A 17,825-nucleotide genomic window follows, 5' to 3' on the forward strand; every position below is an offset into this window, starting at 1 on the left:
CCGTGGCCAACGTCTGTGTCTTCTGCGCGTCCTCCCGTACCCTCGACGCCCGCTGGCTGGCGCTGGCCACCGAGACCGGTGAGGAACTGGCGCGGCGCGGCCACACGCTGGTCAGCGGCGGCGGCTGTGTCGGGATGATGGGCGCCGTGGTGCAGGGCGCGCGGGCGGCCGGCGGTCGCACCGTCGGCGTCATCCCGCAGTCCCTGGTCGACCTGGAGGTCGCCGACCTGGACTCCGACGAGTTGCTGGTGACCGACAGCCTGGCCAGCCGCAAGACGCTGATGGACGAGAAGTCCGACGCGTTCGTGGCGTTGCCCGGTGGTCTCGGCACGCTCGACGAACTGTTCGAGGTCTGGACGACAGCCACCCTGGCCCTGCACGCCAAGCCGATGGTGATCGTCGACGTGGACGGCTTCTACCGGCCGCTGCTCGACTGGATCCGCGGGCTCGGCGAGCAGCAGTTCCTCAAGCCGGCCGCGCTGGACCTGCTGCTGGTGGCAGACAGCGTCCCCGCCGCCCTGGACCTGATCGACACCCGCCTCACCTGACGCGCGCCCGGTCGGCCCGTCCTTGTTCACCACCGTCTCGGCGGGCTTGATCGACACCATTTCGGGGAGGTGGTGGTGTCCGGGCCGGTGTGATGTGGCCACTTCCCCGTGGTGGTGTTGATCTAGGGGTGGGATGCCGCCACTTCGCCGAGGTGGCGTGAACGCATGGAGCCGGGCGTGGGGTGGAGCCGGCAATGGTGCGCGCTGCGGGCAAGGTGAGCTGGTGACGGGCGGGCCGGCGGTCGGTTTCCGGGTGTCGTACCGGCGTGGTGGGATGTCGGTGATGCAGGCGTACCGGTTGGTGCGCCGGCCCGGCGGCCTGGGGGCGGGGGTCACCCATGACGCCGGGGCGGGGCAGGGGGTGGGTCGGTCCGGTGGATCGGCCGATGCGGAGCCGCGATCCGGGGGGTCGGCGGGCGATGCCGCGCACCCGCAGACCGCCGCGCACCCGCAGACCGCCGCGCCGCCCGAAGGCGCTTCGCCGCAGAACGAGACCGGCGCGTCGCCACCGTCGGCTGCTTCGGCGGGGATCGGGGCCGGGGAGGGCACGAACGTTTCGTGCCGGGCCGACGCGGTGCAGGCCGAGGTGGTCGCGCACACCGACGGGCCCATGCTCGTCGTGGGCGGTCCCGGCACCGGCAAGACGACGACGCTCGTCGAGGCGGTCGCCGCCCGCGTGGCCGAGGGCGTCGACCCGGAGCGGATCCTCGTGCTCACCTTCGGCCGGCGCGGCGCCACCGAACTGCGCCACCGGATCGAGGCGCGGATCGCCGGCGACGGACACCGCGTGGTCCGCGAGCCGCTGGTGCGTACGTTCCCGGCGTACGCCTTCGGGCTGCTGCGCCGCGCGGCGGCCGAACGCGGCGAACCCTCGCCCCGGCTGCTCACCGGCCCCGAGCAGGATCTGATCATCCGCGAGCTGCTCGACGTGGTGGGGGAGGAACCAGGCGACGACCCGGTCGGCTGGCCGGAGGATCTGCGCCCCGCGCTGCGTACCCGGGCGTTCGCCCAGCAGCTCCGCGACCTGCTGATGCGTGCCGCGGAGCGCGGCGTCGGGCCGGTCGAGCTGGCCCGGCTGGGCGAGAAGCTGGGCCGCGCCGACTGGCCGGCCGCCGCGCGCTTCCTACGGGAGTACGTCGCCGTGCTCGCCCTGCGCGACGTGAGCAACCGGGGCTCGGTGGCGTACGACCCGGCGGAGCTGGTGCGTGCCGCCACCGGCATGCTGCTCGACGATCCGGAGCTGCTCGCCGCCGAGCGCCGCCGCCTGGCCCACGTGTACGTCGACGAGCTGGCCGACACCGACCCGGCCCAGCTCGACCTGCTCGCCGTGGTGACCGGAGGTGGGCGGTCCCTTGTCGCGTTCGCCGACCCGGACTCGTCCACGTACGCGTTCCGCGGCGCCGACCCGGCGGGCGTCACCACGTTCCCGCACCGCTTCCGCACCGCGTCCGGTGCGCCGGCGGCCCAGGTCACGATGACCACCTCGTACCGGGCCGGGCCGGAACTGCTCGCGGCGACCGCCCGGCTGGCCCGGCGGCTGCGCGGCCCGGCGGCGCACCGGCGGCTACGCCCGCTTCCCGGCGCGCCGGCCGGAACGGTGGAGGTACGGACGTTCCGGTCCGCCACCAGCGAGTCGGCCTGGCTGGCGCACGCGTTGCGCGAGGCGCACCTGCTCGACGGCGTGCCGTGGTCCCGGATGGCGGTGCTGGTCCGCTCCACCGGCCGGCAACTGCCGTCCCTGCGGCGCGCGCTGCACACCGCGGGCGTGCCGACCGTCGTACACGGCGAGGATCTGCCGCTGCACCTCCAGCCGGCGGTCGCGCCGCTGCTGCTCCTGCTGCGCTGCGCGCTCGAACCCGACCGGCTGGACGAGGAGGCGGCGGTCGCGCTGCTGCACTCGCCGCTGGGCGGCGCCGACCCGCTGGCCGAACGGCGGCTGCGCCAGGGGCTGCGGGCGCTGGCGCTGGCCGGCGGCGACCGCCGTCCGTCCGGGGAGCTGCTGGTCGAGGCGCTGCGCGAACCGGCGGAACTGGCCACCATCGAGCGCCGCTGGGCGGCGCCCGCACAGGCCGTGGCGCACCTGCTCGCGACCGCCCGGGAGACGGCCGGCCGGCCCGGCGCCACAGTCGAGGACGTGCTCTGGGCGGTGTGGCGGGAGAGCGGGCTGGCCGAACGCTGGGCCGGGGCGATCACCAGGGGGCGGGCGGCCACCGGCGAGCACGAGACCGCCCAGCGCTGGCGGGCCGAGGCCGCCGACCGTGACCTGGACGCCGTCCTCGTCCTCTTCGACGCGGCGGCCCGGTTCACCGACCGGCTGCCGGGCGCGCGTACCGAGGTGTTCCTCGACCATGTCCTCGGGCAGGAGCTGCCCGCCGACACGCTCGCCGCCGCCGCCGACCGGGGCGACGCGGTACGCCTGCTCACCGCGCACGCCGCCAAGGGGCTGGAGTGGGATCTGGTCGCGGTGGCCGGGGTGCAGGAGGGCGTCTGGCCGGACCTGCGCCTGCGCGGCAGCCTGCTCGGCTCGGAGCGGCTCGTCGACGTGCTCGCCGGTCGCGCCGACGGCGCCGGGCTGCGGGCCAGCCTGGTCGGGCAGACGTCGGCGCTGCTGGACGAGGAGCGGCGGCTGTTCCACGTGGCGATCAGCCGGGCCCGGCGGCGCCTGCTGGTCACCGCTGTCGCGTCCGCCGCCGTCGGCGGGGACGACCACGAGGAGCAGCCGAGCCGCTTCCTGCACGAGCTGGCCGCCGCCGACCCACCCGCCACCGGCGGTGGCGGCGGCCCGGCCCCGACGGGGAACGGACCGGCCGGGAACGGCCCGACAGGTACGGCCACGCGCGGGGGCACGGCAGACGGGCCGGTGCCGCACGGGGACGAGCATCCGCAGGACGGGCCGTCCGCCGCGCTCCCGGTCACCCTGCCGCCGCGAGGGCTCACGCTGTCAGCGCTGGTGGCGGAGCTGCGTACCGCCGTCACCGACCCGGCGACGCCGATCACCCGGCGGCACGCGGCGGCGGGTGAGCTGGCGCGGCTGGCCGCCGCCGGGGTGCCCGGCGCGCACCCGGAGGACTGGTGGGGGTTGCGCGGCCTCTCCGACGACCGGCCGCTGGTCGACGAGGGCGAGCCGGTGCGGGTCACCCCGTCGGCGATGGAGAGCGCGTTGCGGTGCAGCCTGCGCTGGCTGCTGGAACGGCACGGCGGCAGCGGGCCGGCCAGCGCCGCGCAGGGCGTCGGCAACCTGGTGCACGCCGCCGCGATGCTCGCGGAGGACGCCAGCGTCGACCGGGAGGCGTTGCTGGAGTACGTGGCCGCCCGGTTCGACGCGATCGAGCTGGCCGCCCGGTGGATGGCCGGTCCGGAGCGGCAGCGCGCCGAGGCGATGGTGGACAAGCTGCTGCGCTGGCTGGCCGGCAACCCGCGCCGGCTGCTCGCGATCGAGCACGAGTTCGCGGTCCGCCTCGACGACCCGGCCCGCCCGGTCGAGCTGACCGGCCGGGTCGACCGGCTGGAGGTCGACGACGAGGGGCGGCTCGTGGTGATCGACCTGAAGACCGGCAAGTCGACTGCTGTCACCGAGCGGGAGGTGGCCGAGCATCCGCAGCTCGGCGCGTACCAGGCGGCCGTGGAGGCGGGCGGGTTCGCCGAGTTCGGCGAGGAACCGGGCGGGGCCGCGCTGGTGCAGCTCGGCACCGGCGCGCGGGACGCCAAGGAGCAGACCCAGGCCGCGGCCGGGGAGGGGCCGGAGGCCGGGTGGGCCACCGCGCTGGTGCGCCGTACCGCGGACACGATGGCCGCCTCGACGTTCGCCGCCGTGGCCAACTCCAAGTGCCGGGTCTGCCCGGTACGCACCAGCTGCCCGGTCTCCGGCCAGGGCCGCCAGGTGGTCGAGCCGCCCCCGGAGAGTCAGCCGTGAGCGCGAGGAGTGAGCCGGTTTTGCGAGCCCCGCAGTCGCGAACAAGGACCGGACCATGAGCGTTCAGCCGGCGCTGTTCGGCGCCTCCGCCACGCCCGCGCCGCGTACCGCCGACGCCGGACCCCGCTACACGCCCGTCGAGCTGGCCCGGCTGCTGCGGCTGCCGGCGCCCACCCGGGAACAGGCCGCGATCATCGCCGCGCCGGTGGAGCCGCTGCTGGTGGTCGCGGGCGCCGGTTCGGGCAAGACCGAGACGATGGCCGCGCGGGTGATGTGGCTGGTCGCCAACTCCTACGTACGCCCCGAGCACATCCTCGGCCTCACCTTCACCCGCAAGGCGGCAGGTGAGCTGGCACACCGGGTCCGCACCCGGCTCGACCAGCTCATCCGGCGGCTCGGCCGGCCGGGGCGGGATCCGCACGACGACCCGCTGGCGGGCGAGCCGACCGTGTCCACGTACCACTCGTACGCCGGGCGGATCGTCACCGAGCACGGGCTGCGCGCCGGATACGAGCCGACCACCCGGCTGCTCACCGAGGCGTCCCGCTGGCAGCTCGTCGACCTGCTGGTGCGCAACTACGACGGCGACATGTCCGAGGTGGACCGGATGCCGTCGACCATCACCGACGCCGTGCTGGCGCTCGCCGGTGAGCTGGACGAGCACCTGGTCGACCCGGACGAGCTGGCCGCCTGGACCGGCCGGTTCTTCGCCGACGTGCAGTCCCGGCCGGGCCGGGTCTACGCCGACGTGCGCAAGGCGCTCCAGCTCCAGCGGACCCGGCTGAAGCTGCTACCGCTGGTGCGCGCGTACGCCCGGCGCAAGGACGACTTCGAGGCGATGGACTTCGCCGACCAGCTCGCCCGCGCGGCCCGGGTGGCCCGCGACCATCCCGGCGTCGGCGTGATCGAGCGGGACCGGTTCCGGGTGGTGCTGCTCGACGAGTACCAGGACACCAGTCACGCCCAGGTGGTGCTGCTCAACGCGCTGTTCGGCGGCGGCCACCCGGTCACCGCCGTCGGCGACCCGTGCCAGTCCATCTACGGCTGGCGGGGGGCCAGCGCCGGCACGCTCGACCGGTTCCCGGCCGAGTTCGCCCGCACCGACGGCAGCCCCGCCGACGTGCTCAGCCTGACGACGAGCTGGCGCAACCGGCCGGAGATCCTCGGCGTCGCCAACACGTTGTCGGTGCCGCTGCGGGCGGCCGGCGCGCGGGTGCCGGAACTGCACGCCGCGCTCAGCGTCCGCGACCCGATCCCGCACCGCACGCCGGGCGGGCAGGCCGGCGGCACCGTGCACTGCGCGTTGCTGGAGACGTACGCCGACGAGGCCGACTGGATCGCGGACAGCGTGCTGGCGGCCTGGCGGGGCGCGGCCGGCATGCCCGGCGCGCTGCCCGAGCACATCCCCGCCGACCGTCGCCCGACCACTGCGGTGCTGGTGCGGCTGCGCAGCCAGATCCCGGCCATCGAGGCGGCGTTGCGTGCCCGCGGGCTGCCTGTCGACGTGGTCGGCCTGGGTGGGCTGCTGGACACCCCCGAGGTACGGGACGTGGTGTGCACGCTGCGCGTGCTCGCCGACCCGACCGACGGGGCGGCGCTGCTGCGGCTGCTCACCGGCGCGCGCTGGCGAATCGGCCCGCGTGACCTGGTCGCCCTGCACCGCCGGGCCCGCGCGATCGCCCGCAGCCGGCGAGAGCTGACCGGCGACGAGGGCCCGGAGATCACCGTGGACGCGCTGGACGAGGCGACGCTGGTCGAGGCGCTGGCGGACCTGGGGCCGGCGCAGGCGTACTCGGCCGAGGGCTACGCGCGGCTGCGCTCGTACGGGATGGAGCTGGCGCTGCTGCGCTACCGGCTGGACCAGTCGCTGCCGGAACTGATCGCGGACATCGAGCGGACCATCGGCCTGGACGTGGAGGTGGCGGTCCGGGCCGGGCGGGACGGCGCGGGCGACGCCGGGCTGGCCCGCGCCCATCTGGACGCGCTCGGCGACGTGGCGGCCCGGTTCAGCGGCGAGACGCCCGGCGCCACGCTGGCCGGTTTCCTCGCCTACCTGGCCGCCGCCGAGGACGAGGAGCGCGGGCTGGCACCCGGCGAGGTCGAGGTGGTGGCCGGCGCGGTGCAGGTGCTCACCGCGCACGCCGCGAAGGGCCTGGAATGGGACGTGGTGGCGGTGGCCGGGATGACTCGGGGCGTCTGGCCGGGGCCGGTCCGCAACTCCGACCACTGGCTGGGCGGGCTGGGCGTGCTGCCGTTCCCGTTGCGCGGCGACGCGGACGGGCTGCCCGAACTGGGCCTGCCGGAGGCGGAGGACCAGCGTGGCGTGGCTCGGGCGCTGACCGACTTCACCGACGCGTGGCGGGCGCACGACGAGCGGGAGGAGCGCCGGCTGGCGTACGTGGCGGTGACCCGTCCGCGCCGGCTGCTGCTCTGCTCCGGCTACTGGTGGGGGGAGGGGACCAAGCGGTTCCGCGGCCCGTCGGTGTTCCTGCGGGAGGTGCACGACGCCTGCCTGGCCGGCGCGGACGGGCACGTGGTGGACGCGTGGACGCCGGAGCCGGCCGGGGACGCGGTGAACCCGACCACCGAGACGGTGCTGCGGGCCGAGTGGCCGGCCGACCCGCTGGGCGCCCGCCGTCCGGCGCTGACCGAGGCGGCGGCGCTGGTCCGCCGTCACCTGGCGGACCCGGAGACGGCCCGTCGCGAGGCGGCAGTGCTCGCCACCGCGGGAGCGGCGGAGGACGCCGAGGTGGCCCGCTGGCGGCGCGAGGCCGATCTGCTGCTCGTCGAGCGGGCGGAGCTGGCCCGGCAGGCCGAGGCGGTCGAGGTTGCTCTACCCGGCCAGATGTCGGTGACCCAGCTCGTGGCGTTGCGCCGCGACCCGGAGGCGCTGGCCCGGACGCTGCGCCGCCCGATGCCCACCGAGCCGACCCCGTACGCCCGGCGTGGTACCGCGTTCCACGCCTGGCTGGAGCAGCGCTTCGGCGCGGACCGGCTGCTCGACGTGGACGAGCTGCCCGGCGCGGCGGACGAGGACGCGGCCCCGGACGAGGCGCTGGTCGAGTTGCAGGAGCGCTTCCTGGCCAGCGAGTGGGCCGACCGGGTGCCGGTGGAGGTGGAGGTGCCGTTCGCCACCGTCATCGCCGGCGTCGTGATCAGGGGCCGGATGGACGCCGTGTTCGCCCGCCCGGGCGGGCGCTACGACGTGGTCGACTGGAAGACCGGGCGGCAGCCGTCCGGCCCGGAGGCCGATGCGGCGGCGGTGCAGCTGGCGGTCTACCGGCTGGCCTGGGCGGAGCTGGCCGGGGTGCCGGTGGACCGGGTGGGCGCGGCGTTCCACTACGTGCGGGACTCCGCCACCGTCCGCCCGGCGGACCTGCTCGACGCCGAGGGACTGGCCGGTCTGGTGGCCGCCGTGCCGGAAATCCCGGGGGATCTCCCGCAGCGCACGAATCCGTGATACGTTGGCCGGGTTGCAGTTTTGGTTTCCAGAGACTCTGTGTGCGCCTGGCGGATTGTGGCCCCAGGCGCTCTTTGTTGTGTCCGGAGTTCTCCGGGCGGGGCGACCAGCAGCGACAGGCACGCCGCGTATTCCACGCGCGGGGTGCTCCTCTCCGGCCCGCAACACGTGCGGGCCGACCGTTCCGTCAAGGAGACGAAACACATGGCAATTGGCACCGTCAAGTGGTTCAACGCTGACAAGGGCTTCGGCTTCATCACCCCGGACGACGGCGGCGCCGACGTCTTCGCCCACTTCTCGGCGATCCAGACCTCCGGCTACCGGAGCCTGGACGAGAACCAGCGGGTCGAGTTCGAGGTGACCCAGGGCCAGAAGGGCCCGCAGGCGGAGAACATCCGCCCGCTCTGATCTTCGGATCAACCGGCACCACCATCGCGCCCTCTCGGGCGTGGTGCACGGGCCGGCCCGCCTCTGCCGGGCCGGCCCGTCCCTTTCGGTTCGTGCTTGTGACCACCGGTGACGCCGGTGACGCGCCGCTGTCCGGCGCCCTTCCTCGACACGTGCCGCGTCGAGGAAGGCTTTCCGCATGACCACGACCCTGCCCACGTTCGCCGCCACCGGCCTGGCTCCGGCGCTCGTCTCCGAGCTGGCCGCGCAGGGCATCTCCGCGCCGTTCCCGATCCAGGCGGCCACGATCCCGGACTCGCTGGCCGGCCGGGACGTGCTCGGCCGGGGCCGTACCGGCTCCGGCAAGACCCTCGCGTTCGGGTTGCCGCTGCTGCACCGTACGGCCGGCCGCCGGGCCCGCCCGGGCCGCCCGCTGGCGCTGGTGCTCGTACCGACCCGTGAACTGGCCGCGCAGGTCACCGACGCGCTCGCCCCGTACGCCGCCACGCTCGGCCTGCGCTGCGCCACTGTGGTCGGCGGGCTCTCGCTGGGCCGCCAGGCGGCCGCGCTGCGCGCCGGCGCCGAGGTGCTGGTGGCCACGCCGGGCCGGCTGCACGACCTGATCGACAGGGGGGACGCCCGGCTGGACCAGGTGGCCATCACCGTGCTCGACGAGGCGGACCAGATGGCCGACATGGGCTTCCTGCCGCAGGTGACGAAGCTGCTGGAGCAGGTCGCGCCGGGCGGGCAGCGGATGCTGTTCTCGGCCACCCTGGACCGCGGCGTGGACCGGCTGGTCCGCCGCTTCCTGACCGACCCGGTGACGCACTCCGTCGACCCGGGCACCGCCACCGTCACCGCGATGACGCACCACGTCCTGCACCTGGACGCGGAGGACAAGCCGGCCGCGCTGGCGCACATCGCCGCCCGCGAGGGCCGCACCATCGTGTTCATCGCCACCAAGCACCGCGCCGACCGGGTGGCCCGCCAGTTGCTCGCCAAGGGCGTACGCGCGGCGGCGCTGCACGGCGGCAAGTCGCAGCCGCAGCGCACCCGCATCCTGGAGCAGTTCCGCACCGGCCAGGTCACCGCGCTGGTGGCGACCGACGTGGCGGCCCGGGGCATCCACGTGGACGGGCTGGACCTGGTCGTCAACGCCGACCCGCCCACCGAGGCCAAGGACTACCTGCACCGGGGCGGCCGGACCGCGCGGGCCGGCGAGTCGGGCACCGTGGTGACGCTCGTCCTGCCGGACCAGCGCCGCGACGTCGCCCGGCTGATGAGCACCGCGGGCATCAACCCCAAGACCACGCGGGTACGCCCCGGCGACAGCGAGCTGACCCGGCTCACCGGCGCCCGGGAGCCCTCCGGCGTGCCGGTGACCATCACCGCGCCCGCCGCCGCGCACCCCGCTCCGGGAACCCGTCCGCGCCGGCGCCCGCGCCGCCGCTGACCGCGGCCCGCGCCTGACCGGCTCGTCTCCGGTCGGGCCGGGCGTTCGCTCCTGAGTCGGGAATCAGTCGATGTTCGGTCGGCTGCCCGACTGTGCGGCCGGAACCCGCCGGTGATGCTGCTGCGCGGGGGACCGGTCGGGGGGTCGGCCGGACGCGGAGGGAGCGGTTCATGGTGGGGGAAGCCGGATCGGGCGGAGCGCGGGAAGTGGTGCTGGTGCTCGCGGTGGCGGGGGCCGGTCTGGCGCTCGCCGCGGTGGCCGCGTTCGGGCCGTGGCAGCCGTCCGACGGCGGCTCGCCGGACCGCGGCGCCGCCCGCAGCTTCACGCCCGGGATGAGCGCCCCGCAGACCCAGTAGACGCCCCGAAAAGGGGCGATGCCGGAACGGCCGGCCGCCTACGATGCGGCGGTGGACCCGTCGGTGACCGTTCGCAAAGCCCGGGCCGAGGACGCCGCCGGTATGGCGCGCGTCCACGTGCGGTGCTGGCAGGAGACGTACCGCGGGCTCATGCCGGGCGCGGTGCTCGACGATCCGGACCTCCCGGCCTTCCGGGAGCGGTTCTGGACCGCCGCGTTGACCGACGAGCGCTATCGCGAGAATCGGGCAGCGGTGGCCGAGCGGGGAGGCGAGCTGGTGGGGATCGCGATGTCGGGCCCGCCGCTCGATGCCGAGGCGGTGTGGGCGCGGCAGTTGTACGTCCTCTATGTGCACGCGGCCGACCACGGCACCGGCGCCGGGCCGGCGTTGTTGCGCGCCGTCCTCGACCAGGCGGAGCCGGCGGTGCTGTGGGTCGCCGACCCCAACCCCCGTGCCCAGGCGTTCTACCGCCGGAACGGCTTCGTGGCCGACGGTACGACGCAGGTCCAGGACGGCGTACGCGAGATCCGCATGCTCCGCGAGGCGCAGCCGCCGGCCCGGTGACCCGGCACGCGTCAGGGCGCCGTGGCCCGGTCGCTCAGCAGATCGGCGAGCGTGGTCCGGTCCACGACCAGGGCGATCGCGCCGTCCACCGCCAGCCACACGTCCCGCAGGCCGGTGGCCACGCCGTGGTAGCCGGCCCGGTCGGCGGGGATGCCGCGGACGCTCGTGATCGCACCACCGACCGCGCGCAGCACGTCGCCGACGCTGATCTCGTCCGGCGGGCGGGTCAGCGCGTACCCGCCCTCGGTGCCGCGGTGACTGTGCAGCAGGCCGGCCCGCCGCAGGTCGAGCAGGATCCCCTGGAGGAAGCTGAGCGGGATGTCCTGGCTCTCGGCCAGGCTCGCCGCCTTGACCAGCTCGCCGCCGCCGGCCGCCGGGTCGCCGGTGGTGACGGCGGCGTCGGCGACGGCGAGCATGGCCCGGAGCGCGTAGTCGGCGCGCGCGGAGATGTACACGACGTCAGTTGCCGGCCTGGTCCAGCACGCCCCAGCGCCGGCGGATCGCCTTGTCGGCGGCCCCGAACGCGGTGTCCACGAGCAGGCCCACCACCAGGATGACGATCATGATGGCCATCAGGCGTGGCGCCTCGCTCAGCTCGCGTGCGTACGTGAGCTGAGCGCCGATCGAGGTGCGGGTGGCGATGACCACCAGCAGCTCACCGGCCATCAGGCTGCGCCAGGCGAACGCCCAGCCCTGCTTGAGCCCGGCCACGATGGCGGGCAGCGCGGCCGGCGCGATCACGTACCGGTACAGGTTGAGCCCCCGGGCGCCGAGGTTGCGGCCGGCGCGGACCAGCAGCGGCGGCACGTAGTCCACGCCGTGGATGACGCCGTTGGCGACCGACGGCGCGGCGCCGAGCACCACCACGAAGAAGATCGCCTGCTCGCTGAGCTGGAACAGCAGGATGGCCAGCGGGAACCAGGCGATCGACGGCATGGTCTGCAACGCGGTGATCATCGAGCCGAGCGCGGCCCGGAGCACCTTGACCCGGGCCACGCCCAGGCCGAGCAGCAGGCCGACCGCGACCGCTGCGGCGAACCCGACCGCCGCGCGCCGGGCGGTGGTGGCGAGGCCCTCCCAGAGCGCCGAGCTGAGCAGGTAGTCCCCGAGGTCGCCGAAGACCACCGCCGGGCCGGGCAGCGCCCACGGCTCCTTCCACCCGGACCAGACCACCGCCTGCCAGATGGCGACGGTTAGCGCGAGCGCGGCGAACTTGGGCCAGGTGGCCGACCACAGGCGGCGTACCCGGGACGGGCCCTTCTCCCGGCCGGCGATCTCCAGCGCGTCGAGCCCGGAGATCTCCGCGTCGGTACGCGCCGACCCGGCGAGGGTGTCACTGGCCATGCCGGCCCACCTCCTTGCGCAGCCGGTCGGTGACCTCGGCGGCGATGGCCGAGACCTCCGGCGAGTCGATCCGCCGGGGGCGCGGCACGGCGACCTCGGTGGAGTAGATGATCCGGCCGGGCCGGCTGGAGAGCAGCACGATGCGGTCGGCGAGCCGGGCCGCCTCGCGGACGTTGTGCGTGACGAACAGGACGGTGAGCTTGCGCTCGGTCCAGATCCGCTCCAGCTCGTCGTGCAGGATGTCGCGGGTCATCGCGTCCAGTGCGCCGAACGGCTCGTCCATCAGCAGCACCGGCGTCTCCAGCGCGAGCGTGCGGGCCAGCGCGACCCGCTGCCGCATGCCGCCGGAGAGCTGGTGCGGCCGCTTGCGGCCGAACTCGGACAGGTGGACCGTGCGCAGCAGCTCGGCCACCCGCTCCTTGCGCTGGTCACGGGGGAGCCCGCGCAGCTTCAGCGGCACCTCGACGTTGCCCTCGACGGTGAGCCAGGGGAACAGCGCCGGCTCCTGGAACATCAGTCCCGGGTTGACGCCCTCGCTCAGCTCGATCGTGCCGCCGCTGACCCGGTCCAGCCCGGCTACGAGGTTGAGCAGCGTGCTCTTGCCGCAGCCGGACGCGCCGACCATGCAGACGAACTCGCCCGGGGCGACATCGAGCGACAGCCCGTCCAGCGCCAGGACCGCCTGCTCGCCCTGGCCGTACACCTTCGTCACGCCGCGCAGCGCGACCGAGCCGGTCGCGCTGCGCGGGGTCGTGCCGGTCGTCGTCACGGCTGGCTGACCTCGGCCTTGCCCTGCGCCTTGAGCACCTCGTTGAGGTACTTCAGGTCGTAGAGGCCGTTCAGGTCGACCGGCTGGGTGAGCCCGACCGCGACCGCGTGGTCCAGGCCGGTCTTCAGCGACGAGGGGATCGGGTCGTTGGTGAACTCCAGCGTCGGCCAGGCCTGCTTGATGAGCTTGAGGTCCAGCGGCTTGCCGGTGATCTTGCCGATGTGGTCGGAGATGGCCTGCTGCGCCTCGTCCGGCTTGCTGTTGACGAACTCGTTCGCCGCGACCTGGCCCTCGACCAGCTTCTTCACCACGTCCGGGTGTGCCTTGAGGAACTTGGTGCTGACCAGCAGGTTGGTGATGACGAACTTCTTGTCCGGCCACAGGTCGCGCTCGTCGACGAGCACCTTGCCGCCGGCGTTCACCAGCCGGGAGACGAACGGCTCGGGCACCCAGGCGCCGTCGATGGCGCCGCTGCCGAACGTCTCGACCGTCTGCGCGTTCTCCTGCGGCACGACCTTGACGTCGCCGCCGCCCTCCTTGGTGGTCTCCAGGCCCTTCTCCTTGAGCCAGTAGCGCAGCGCCACGTCCTGGGTGTTGCCGAGCTGCGGGGTGGCGATCTTCTTGCCGCGCAGCTGCTCCACCGAGGTGATGCCGGGCTTGACCACGAGCGCGACGCCGCCGGAGGCGGCGCCGGAGATGACCCGGACCGCCTCGCCCTTGGACTTGGAGAAGGCGTTCACCGTCGGGTTCGGGCCGATGTACGTGGCGTCGAGCGCGCCGGAGAAGACGGCCTCGATGGCGGCCGGGCCGGCGTTGAACGTCTTGGTGTCCAGCTCGACGTCGCTGCCGAGCTTCTCGGCGAAGATCCCCTTCTCCACGCCGACCACTGCCGGGGCGTGCGTGATGTTGGGGAAGTAGCCCAGGCGCAGCGTGACCGGGCCGGACCCGGCGGCGGCGTCGCTGTCCTCGCCGCAGGCGGCGGTGGTGCCGAGCGTGGCCGTGCCGACCGCGGCCAGGGTCGCCAGGGTGACCAGGCGGCGCAGGGGAAGCCCTCTCATCGAATGTCCAATCCGCAGTATTCCTATTTAGTTGGTAGGAAGAGTGGGGCAAGTGGCCGCCGGCGTCAAGACCCGTCCCGCAACAGTCCACCGTTCGGCCAGGGCACACCGGCGATAGAGCCGGTGCCGAGGCGCTAGTGTCGATCTCGTGCCGACGCGGAGAGCGAAGATCCCAGCGACGAAGTACCCGGTCGAACGGTTCACCCTCGACAACGGCCTGCGCGTGGTGCTCACGCCGGACCGCAGCGCCCCGGTCATCGGGGTGGCGGTGGTCTACGACGTCGGCATCCGCTCCGAGCCCGAAGGACGCACCGGGTTCGCCCACCTCTTCGAGCACCTGATGTTCCAGGGCTCGGAGAACCTGGAGAAGCTCGCCCACTTCCGGCACGTCCAGGGCGCCGGCGGCACGTTCAACGGCTCCACCCACCTGGACTACACCGACTACTTCGAGACGCTTCCCGCGAACGCCCTGGAACGGGCGCTGTTCCTGGAGGCCGACCGGATGCGCGGCCCCCGGCTGACCGAGGAGAACCTGCGCAACCAGGTCGACGTGGTCAAGGAGGAGATCCGGGTCAACGTGCTGAACCGGCCGTACGGCGGGTTCCCCTGGCTGACGCTGCCCCCGGTGATGTTCGACACCTTCCCCAACGCGCACGACGGCTACGGCTCCTTCGTCGACCTGGAGTCGGCCACCGTCGCCGACGCCGCCGACTTCTTCCGCCGCTACTACGCCAGCGGCAACGCCGTACTCGCGGTCAGCGGCGACATCGACGTGGCCGAGGCGACCACGCTGATCGAGCGGCACTTCGGGGACGTGCCGGCCCGGCCCGCCCCGCGGCGGCCCGACTTCGCCGAGCCCGACCTGACCACCGAGCGGCGCAGCACGTACACCGACGCGCTGGCCCCGCTCCCGGCGGTGGCCGGCGCGTGGCGGGTGCCCGACCCGGTCAACGACTTCGCCGGATATCTGCCCTACGTGGTGCTGGCCGAGGTGCTCACCGACGGTGACGCCTCCCGGCTGGTCGAGCGGCTGGTGCAGCGCGACCGGTCGGTCACCAGCCTCGGCGGGTACCTCGGCTTCATGGGCGACCCGTTCGACGTCCGCGACCCCACCGCGCTGCTGCTCCAGGCGCACCTGCCGCCCGGCGGCGACGTGGACAAGGTGCTGCGCACCGTCGACGAGGAACTGGACCGGCTGGCGACCGACGGGCTGACCGACGGGGAGCTGGCGCGCACCCAGGCCCGGATGGCCACCCACCTGCTGCGCGACACGGACGCGGTGCTCGGCCGCGCGTTGCGGATGGCGGTGCTGGAACAGCAACGCGGCGAACCCGGCCTGCTCAACGACCTGCCCCGGCTGGTCGGCGAGGTGACCGAGGAACAGGTCCGCGCCGCCGCCGCCACCCTGCGGCCCGAGCGCCGCGCATCCGTCGAGGTCATCCCGGGAGGTGCCCGATGAGTAGCGCCACCACCACCACCGTCCGGCCGCTGCCGGCACTCGGTCCGAACCGCCGCCTCAAGGTGCCCAAGCAGGCCGAGCGCACGCTTGCCAACGGCCTCACCGTGATCGCGGTACGCCGCTCCTCCGTACCGCTGGTCGAGCTGCGACTGTGGATGCCGTTCGGGCGCACCCACCTGGCCCGCGGCGCGATGCTGGCGCAGACCATGCTCTCCGGCACCGAGGCGCACAGCGCCACCGAGCTGGCGGCCGAGTTGCAGAAGGTCGGCGGCGGACTGACCGCCGGCCTCGACCCGGACCGGCTGATGCTCTCCGGCGCGGGCCTGGTCACCGGCCTGGACCGGATGCTGGAGCTGCTCGCCGAGGTGCTCACCGGCGCCACCTACCCGGCCGACTGGGTGGAGACCGAGCGGGACCGCCTCGTCGACCGCATCCAGGTCGCCCAGAGCCAGCCGTCGCACCTGGCCCGCACCGCGCTGCTCAAGCGGGTGTACGGCCGGCACCCGTACGCGGAGCAGACGCCCGACCCGGACCAGGTCCGGGCGGTCCGCCCGGCCGCGTTGCGCCGGCTGCACGCCGAGCGCGTGCATCCGGCCGGCGCGGTGCTGGTGCTCGTCGGCGACGTGGCCCCGGAACGGGCGCTGGACGCGGCCGAGAAGGCGCTCGCCGGGTGGCGCGGTGACGGTCACGTCGCCGAGCTGCCCCCGGCACCGCCGCTGGAACCCGGGCCGCTGCTGCTCGTCGACCGGCCCGGCTCGGTGCAGTCCTCGGTACGCCTCGCCCTACCGGCGGTGCCCCGCACGCACCCGGACCACGCCGCGTTGCAGCTCGCCAACCTGATCTTCGGCGGCTACTTCTCCTCCCGCTGGGTGGAGAACATCCGCGAGGACAAGGGCTACACGTACGGGCCGCACTCGCTCGTCGAGCACTCGGTGGCCGGTTCGCTGCTCGTCGCCGGCGCCGAGGTGGCCACCGAGGTGACAGCGGCGGCGCTGGTGGAGACGACCTATGAGCTGGGCCGCCTGGCGACGGTGCCGCCGAAGACCGACGAGCTGGAGCAGGCCCGTCAGTACGCGCTCGGCACGCTCCAGCTCGGCATGTCCACCCAAGCCGGTCTCGCGTCGCTGACCAGCGCGTACGCCGGCAACGGGCTGCGGCTGGACTTCCTCGCCGAGTACGCCGCCCGGCTGGCCGCCACGACTGTGGACGACGTGGCCGAGGTGGCCGCCCGCTACCTGGCCCCGGCCCGCGCGGTCACCGTCGTGCTCGGCGACGCGGCGCGGGTGGCCGACTCGCTCGCCGCGCTGACACCGGTGCGTACGGAATCGGCATGAGCGGCGAACCCGCCCCGCCGCTGGCCCGGTCGACACTCGACCGGGCCGCGCACCGGCGTACCGATCCGGCTTGGCTGACCGAGGCGTGGGAACGGGCCCGGGTGCTGGTGCTCGACTCCGCCGCGGAGGGGCGGGCGCTGGTCCGGGGCGCGGCGACACCGCCGGAACTGGTGCTGGTCGGCCCCGGCGAGCTGCCCGAGGTGCCCCGCTCGGTGCCGATGTTCCTCGGCGTCGAGCCGGACGGCGTACCCGTGTTCGCGGTGGACGGGCCACTGCCGGCGCTGCCGGACACCCGCCCGGCCCACCTGCGCGAGGTCGGCCACCTGATGACCGACCGGGACGCGGGCCTGTTCACCACCGCGCTGGCGCTGCTCAACTGGCACCTGCGGCACGGCTACTCGTCGACGACCGGCAAGGCGACGAGCGCCGACGAGGCCGGCTGGTCGCGGATCGACCCGGACGGCGGCCGGGTCTGGCCGCGTACCGATCCGGCGATGATCGTGCTGGTGCACGACGGTGTGGACGGCCCGGACGGCCGCTGCCTGCTCGGCAACAACGCGGCCTGGCCGCGCACCCCGGGACAGCGCCGCTACTCCTGCCTGGCCGGATACGTCGAGCCCGGCGAGTCGGCCGAGGCCGCCGTGCTGCGCGAGGTCCGCGAGGAGGTGGGCGTCCCGGTCGAGCAGATCGCGTACGTGGGCAGCCAGTCCTGGCCGTTCCCCGGCTCGCTGATGCTCGGCTTCCTGGCCCGCGCCGACGCGGACGCGCCGATCCGGGTCGACCCGGCCGAGATCGCGCACGCGCGCTGGTTCACCCGCCGGGAGATCGGCGGGGCGCTGGCGGGTGAGCCGGTGCCGGTGGGCGGGGGAGACCGGCTGGTCCTGCCGCCGCCGTCGTCGATCGCGTTGTTCCTGGTGCACCGCTGGCTCGACGGCCACTGCTGACCCGCCCTGGTTCCGCCCGCCCGTCGGGTTGGCGGGTTTCGGCTGGTGGGTGGCGCCAGCTCGGGGAAGTGGCGTGGTCGAGGGCGGTGGGATGTAGCCACCTCGCCGAACTGGCGAGGCCGGGCGGACTCGGGCCGGGTGGACCTGGGGCGGGGACGCGGCCCCGACCCGGACCGTCGTTGCCGCGACGGTCGCGGGCCGGGAACACGTGCCGTCGAGGCCGGGTGAGGCGGGAA

Annotated in this window: 14 protein-coding genes; 10 read left to right on the forward strand and 4 right to left on the reverse strand. The window is 74.7% G+C overall.

What is annotated here, in order from left to right; genetic code table 11:
* The first annotated feature begins 2 nt into the window (after positions 1-2).
* The 7 genes from ACPCK6_RS07865 to ACPCK6_RS07895 all read left to right on the forward strand — a co-directional run bounded on the left by ACPCK6_RS07865 (position 3) and on the right by ACPCK6_RS07895 (position 10,681).
* Complete coding sequence (locus ACPCK6_RS07865) at positions 3-548, forward strand: LOG family protein (RefSeq protein WP_262013982.1); 546 nt, start codon at positions 3-5, stop codon at positions 546-548.
* Positions 549-771: 223 nt separating this feature from the next.
* Entirely contained in the window at positions 772-4,461 is a 3,690-nt protein-coding gene (locus ACPCK6_RS07870) for an ATP-dependent helicase (protein WP_423480746.1), read from the forward strand.
* Between the two features lie 55 nt (positions 4,462-4,516).
* Complete coding sequence (locus ACPCK6_RS07875; RefSeq protein WP_423480747.1) at positions 4,517-7,921, forward strand: ATP-dependent helicase; 3,405 nt, start codon at positions 4,517-4,519, stop codon at positions 7,919-7,921.
* Positions 7,922-8,125: 204 nt separating this feature from the next.
* Entirely contained in the window at positions 8,126-8,329 is a 204-nt protein-coding gene (gene cspE, locus ACPCK6_RS07880) for a transcription antiterminator/RNA stability regulator CspE (RefSeq protein ID WP_013288421.1), read from the forward strand.
* Positions 8,330-8,507: 178 nt separating this feature from the next.
* Positions 8,508-9,761, forward strand: coding sequence for a DEAD/DEAH box helicase (locus ACPCK6_RS07885; RefSeq protein WP_396881124.1), 1,254 nt, complete (start codon positions 8,508-8,510; stop codon positions 9,759-9,761).
* A 170-nt stretch (positions 9,762-9,931) separates the two neighbouring features.
* Entirely contained in the window at positions 9,932-10,117 is a 186-nt protein-coding gene (locus tag ACPCK6_RS07890; RefSeq protein WP_396881125.1) for a hypothetical protein, read from the forward strand.
* A gap of 63 nt (positions 10,118-10,180) precedes the next feature.
* Positions 10,181-10,681: a GNAT family N-acetyltransferase gene (locus ACPCK6_RS07895; RefSeq protein WP_423480748.1), complete on the forward strand. Its 501-nt coding sequence runs from the start codon at positions 10,181-10,183 to the stop codon at positions 10,679-10,681.
* A gap of 11 nt (positions 10,682-10,692) precedes the next feature.
* Here ACPCK6_RS07895 and ACPCK6_RS07900 read toward each other — a convergent pair whose 3' ends face one another.
* From ACPCK6_RS07900 to ACPCK6_RS07915, 4 genes are read right to left on the reverse strand one after another with little or no spacing between them, the layout of a single operon-like run.
* Positions 10,693-11,136 (reverse strand): RrF2 family transcriptional regulator, encoded by a 444-nt coding sequence (locus tag ACPCK6_RS07900; protein WP_030273860.1) that lies wholly within the window; start codon positions 11,134-11,136, stop codon positions 10,693-10,695.
* 4 nt (positions 11,137-11,140) lie between these two features.
* Complete coding sequence (locus ACPCK6_RS07905; RefSeq protein ID WP_423480749.1) at positions 11,141-12,025, reverse strand: ABC transporter permease; 885 nt, start codon at positions 12,023-12,025, stop codon at positions 11,141-11,143.
* Positions 12,015-12,794 carry an ABC transporter ATP-binding protein gene (locus ACPCK6_RS07910; protein WP_423480750.1) on the reverse strand — a complete coding sequence of 260 codons (780 nt, stop codon included), beginning with the start codon at positions 12,792-12,794 and terminating at the stop codon, positions 12,015-12,017. The genes ACPCK6_RS07905 and ACPCK6_RS07910 overlap by 11 nt, the downstream gene beginning before the upstream one ends.
* Positions 12,791-13,852 (reverse strand): ABC transporter substrate-binding protein, encoded by a 1,062-nt coding sequence (locus ACPCK6_RS07915; protein WP_318335599.1) that lies wholly within the window; start codon positions 13,850-13,852, stop codon positions 12,791-12,793. Before ACPCK6_RS07915 ends, ACPCK6_RS07910 begins: the two co-directional genes overlap by 4 nt.
* A 148-nt stretch (positions 13,853-14,000) precedes the next feature.
* Between ACPCK6_RS07915 and ACPCK6_RS07920 the strand changes: the two genes are divergently transcribed.
* From ACPCK6_RS07920 to nudC, 3 genes are read left to right on the forward strand one after another with little or no spacing between them, the layout of a single operon-like run.
* Complete coding sequence (locus ACPCK6_RS07920) at positions 14,001-15,311, forward strand: M16 family metallopeptidase (protein WP_396881128.1); 1,311 nt, start codon at positions 14,001-14,003, stop codon at positions 15,309-15,311.
* A complete protein-coding gene (locus ACPCK6_RS07925) occupies positions 15,308-16,645 on the forward strand; it encodes a M16 family metallopeptidase (RefSeq protein WP_396881129.1) in 1,338 nt (445 codons plus the stop codon). Before ACPCK6_RS07920 ends, ACPCK6_RS07925 begins: the two co-directional genes overlap by 4 nt.
* Positions 16,642-17,589, forward strand: coding sequence for an NAD(+) diphosphatase (gene nudC, locus ACPCK6_RS07930; protein WP_396881130.1), 948 nt, complete (start codon positions 16,642-16,644; stop codon positions 17,587-17,589). Before ACPCK6_RS07925 ends, nudC begins: the two co-directional genes overlap by 4 nt.
* Positions 17,590-17,825: the final 236 nt, after the last annotated feature.

It is taken from the genome of Micromonospora sp. AB353, from assembly GCF_049538395.1.
GTDB classification, from domain to species: Bacteria; Actinomycetota; Actinomycetes; order Mycobacteriales; family Micromonosporaceae; genus Micromonospora; species Micromonospora aurantiaca.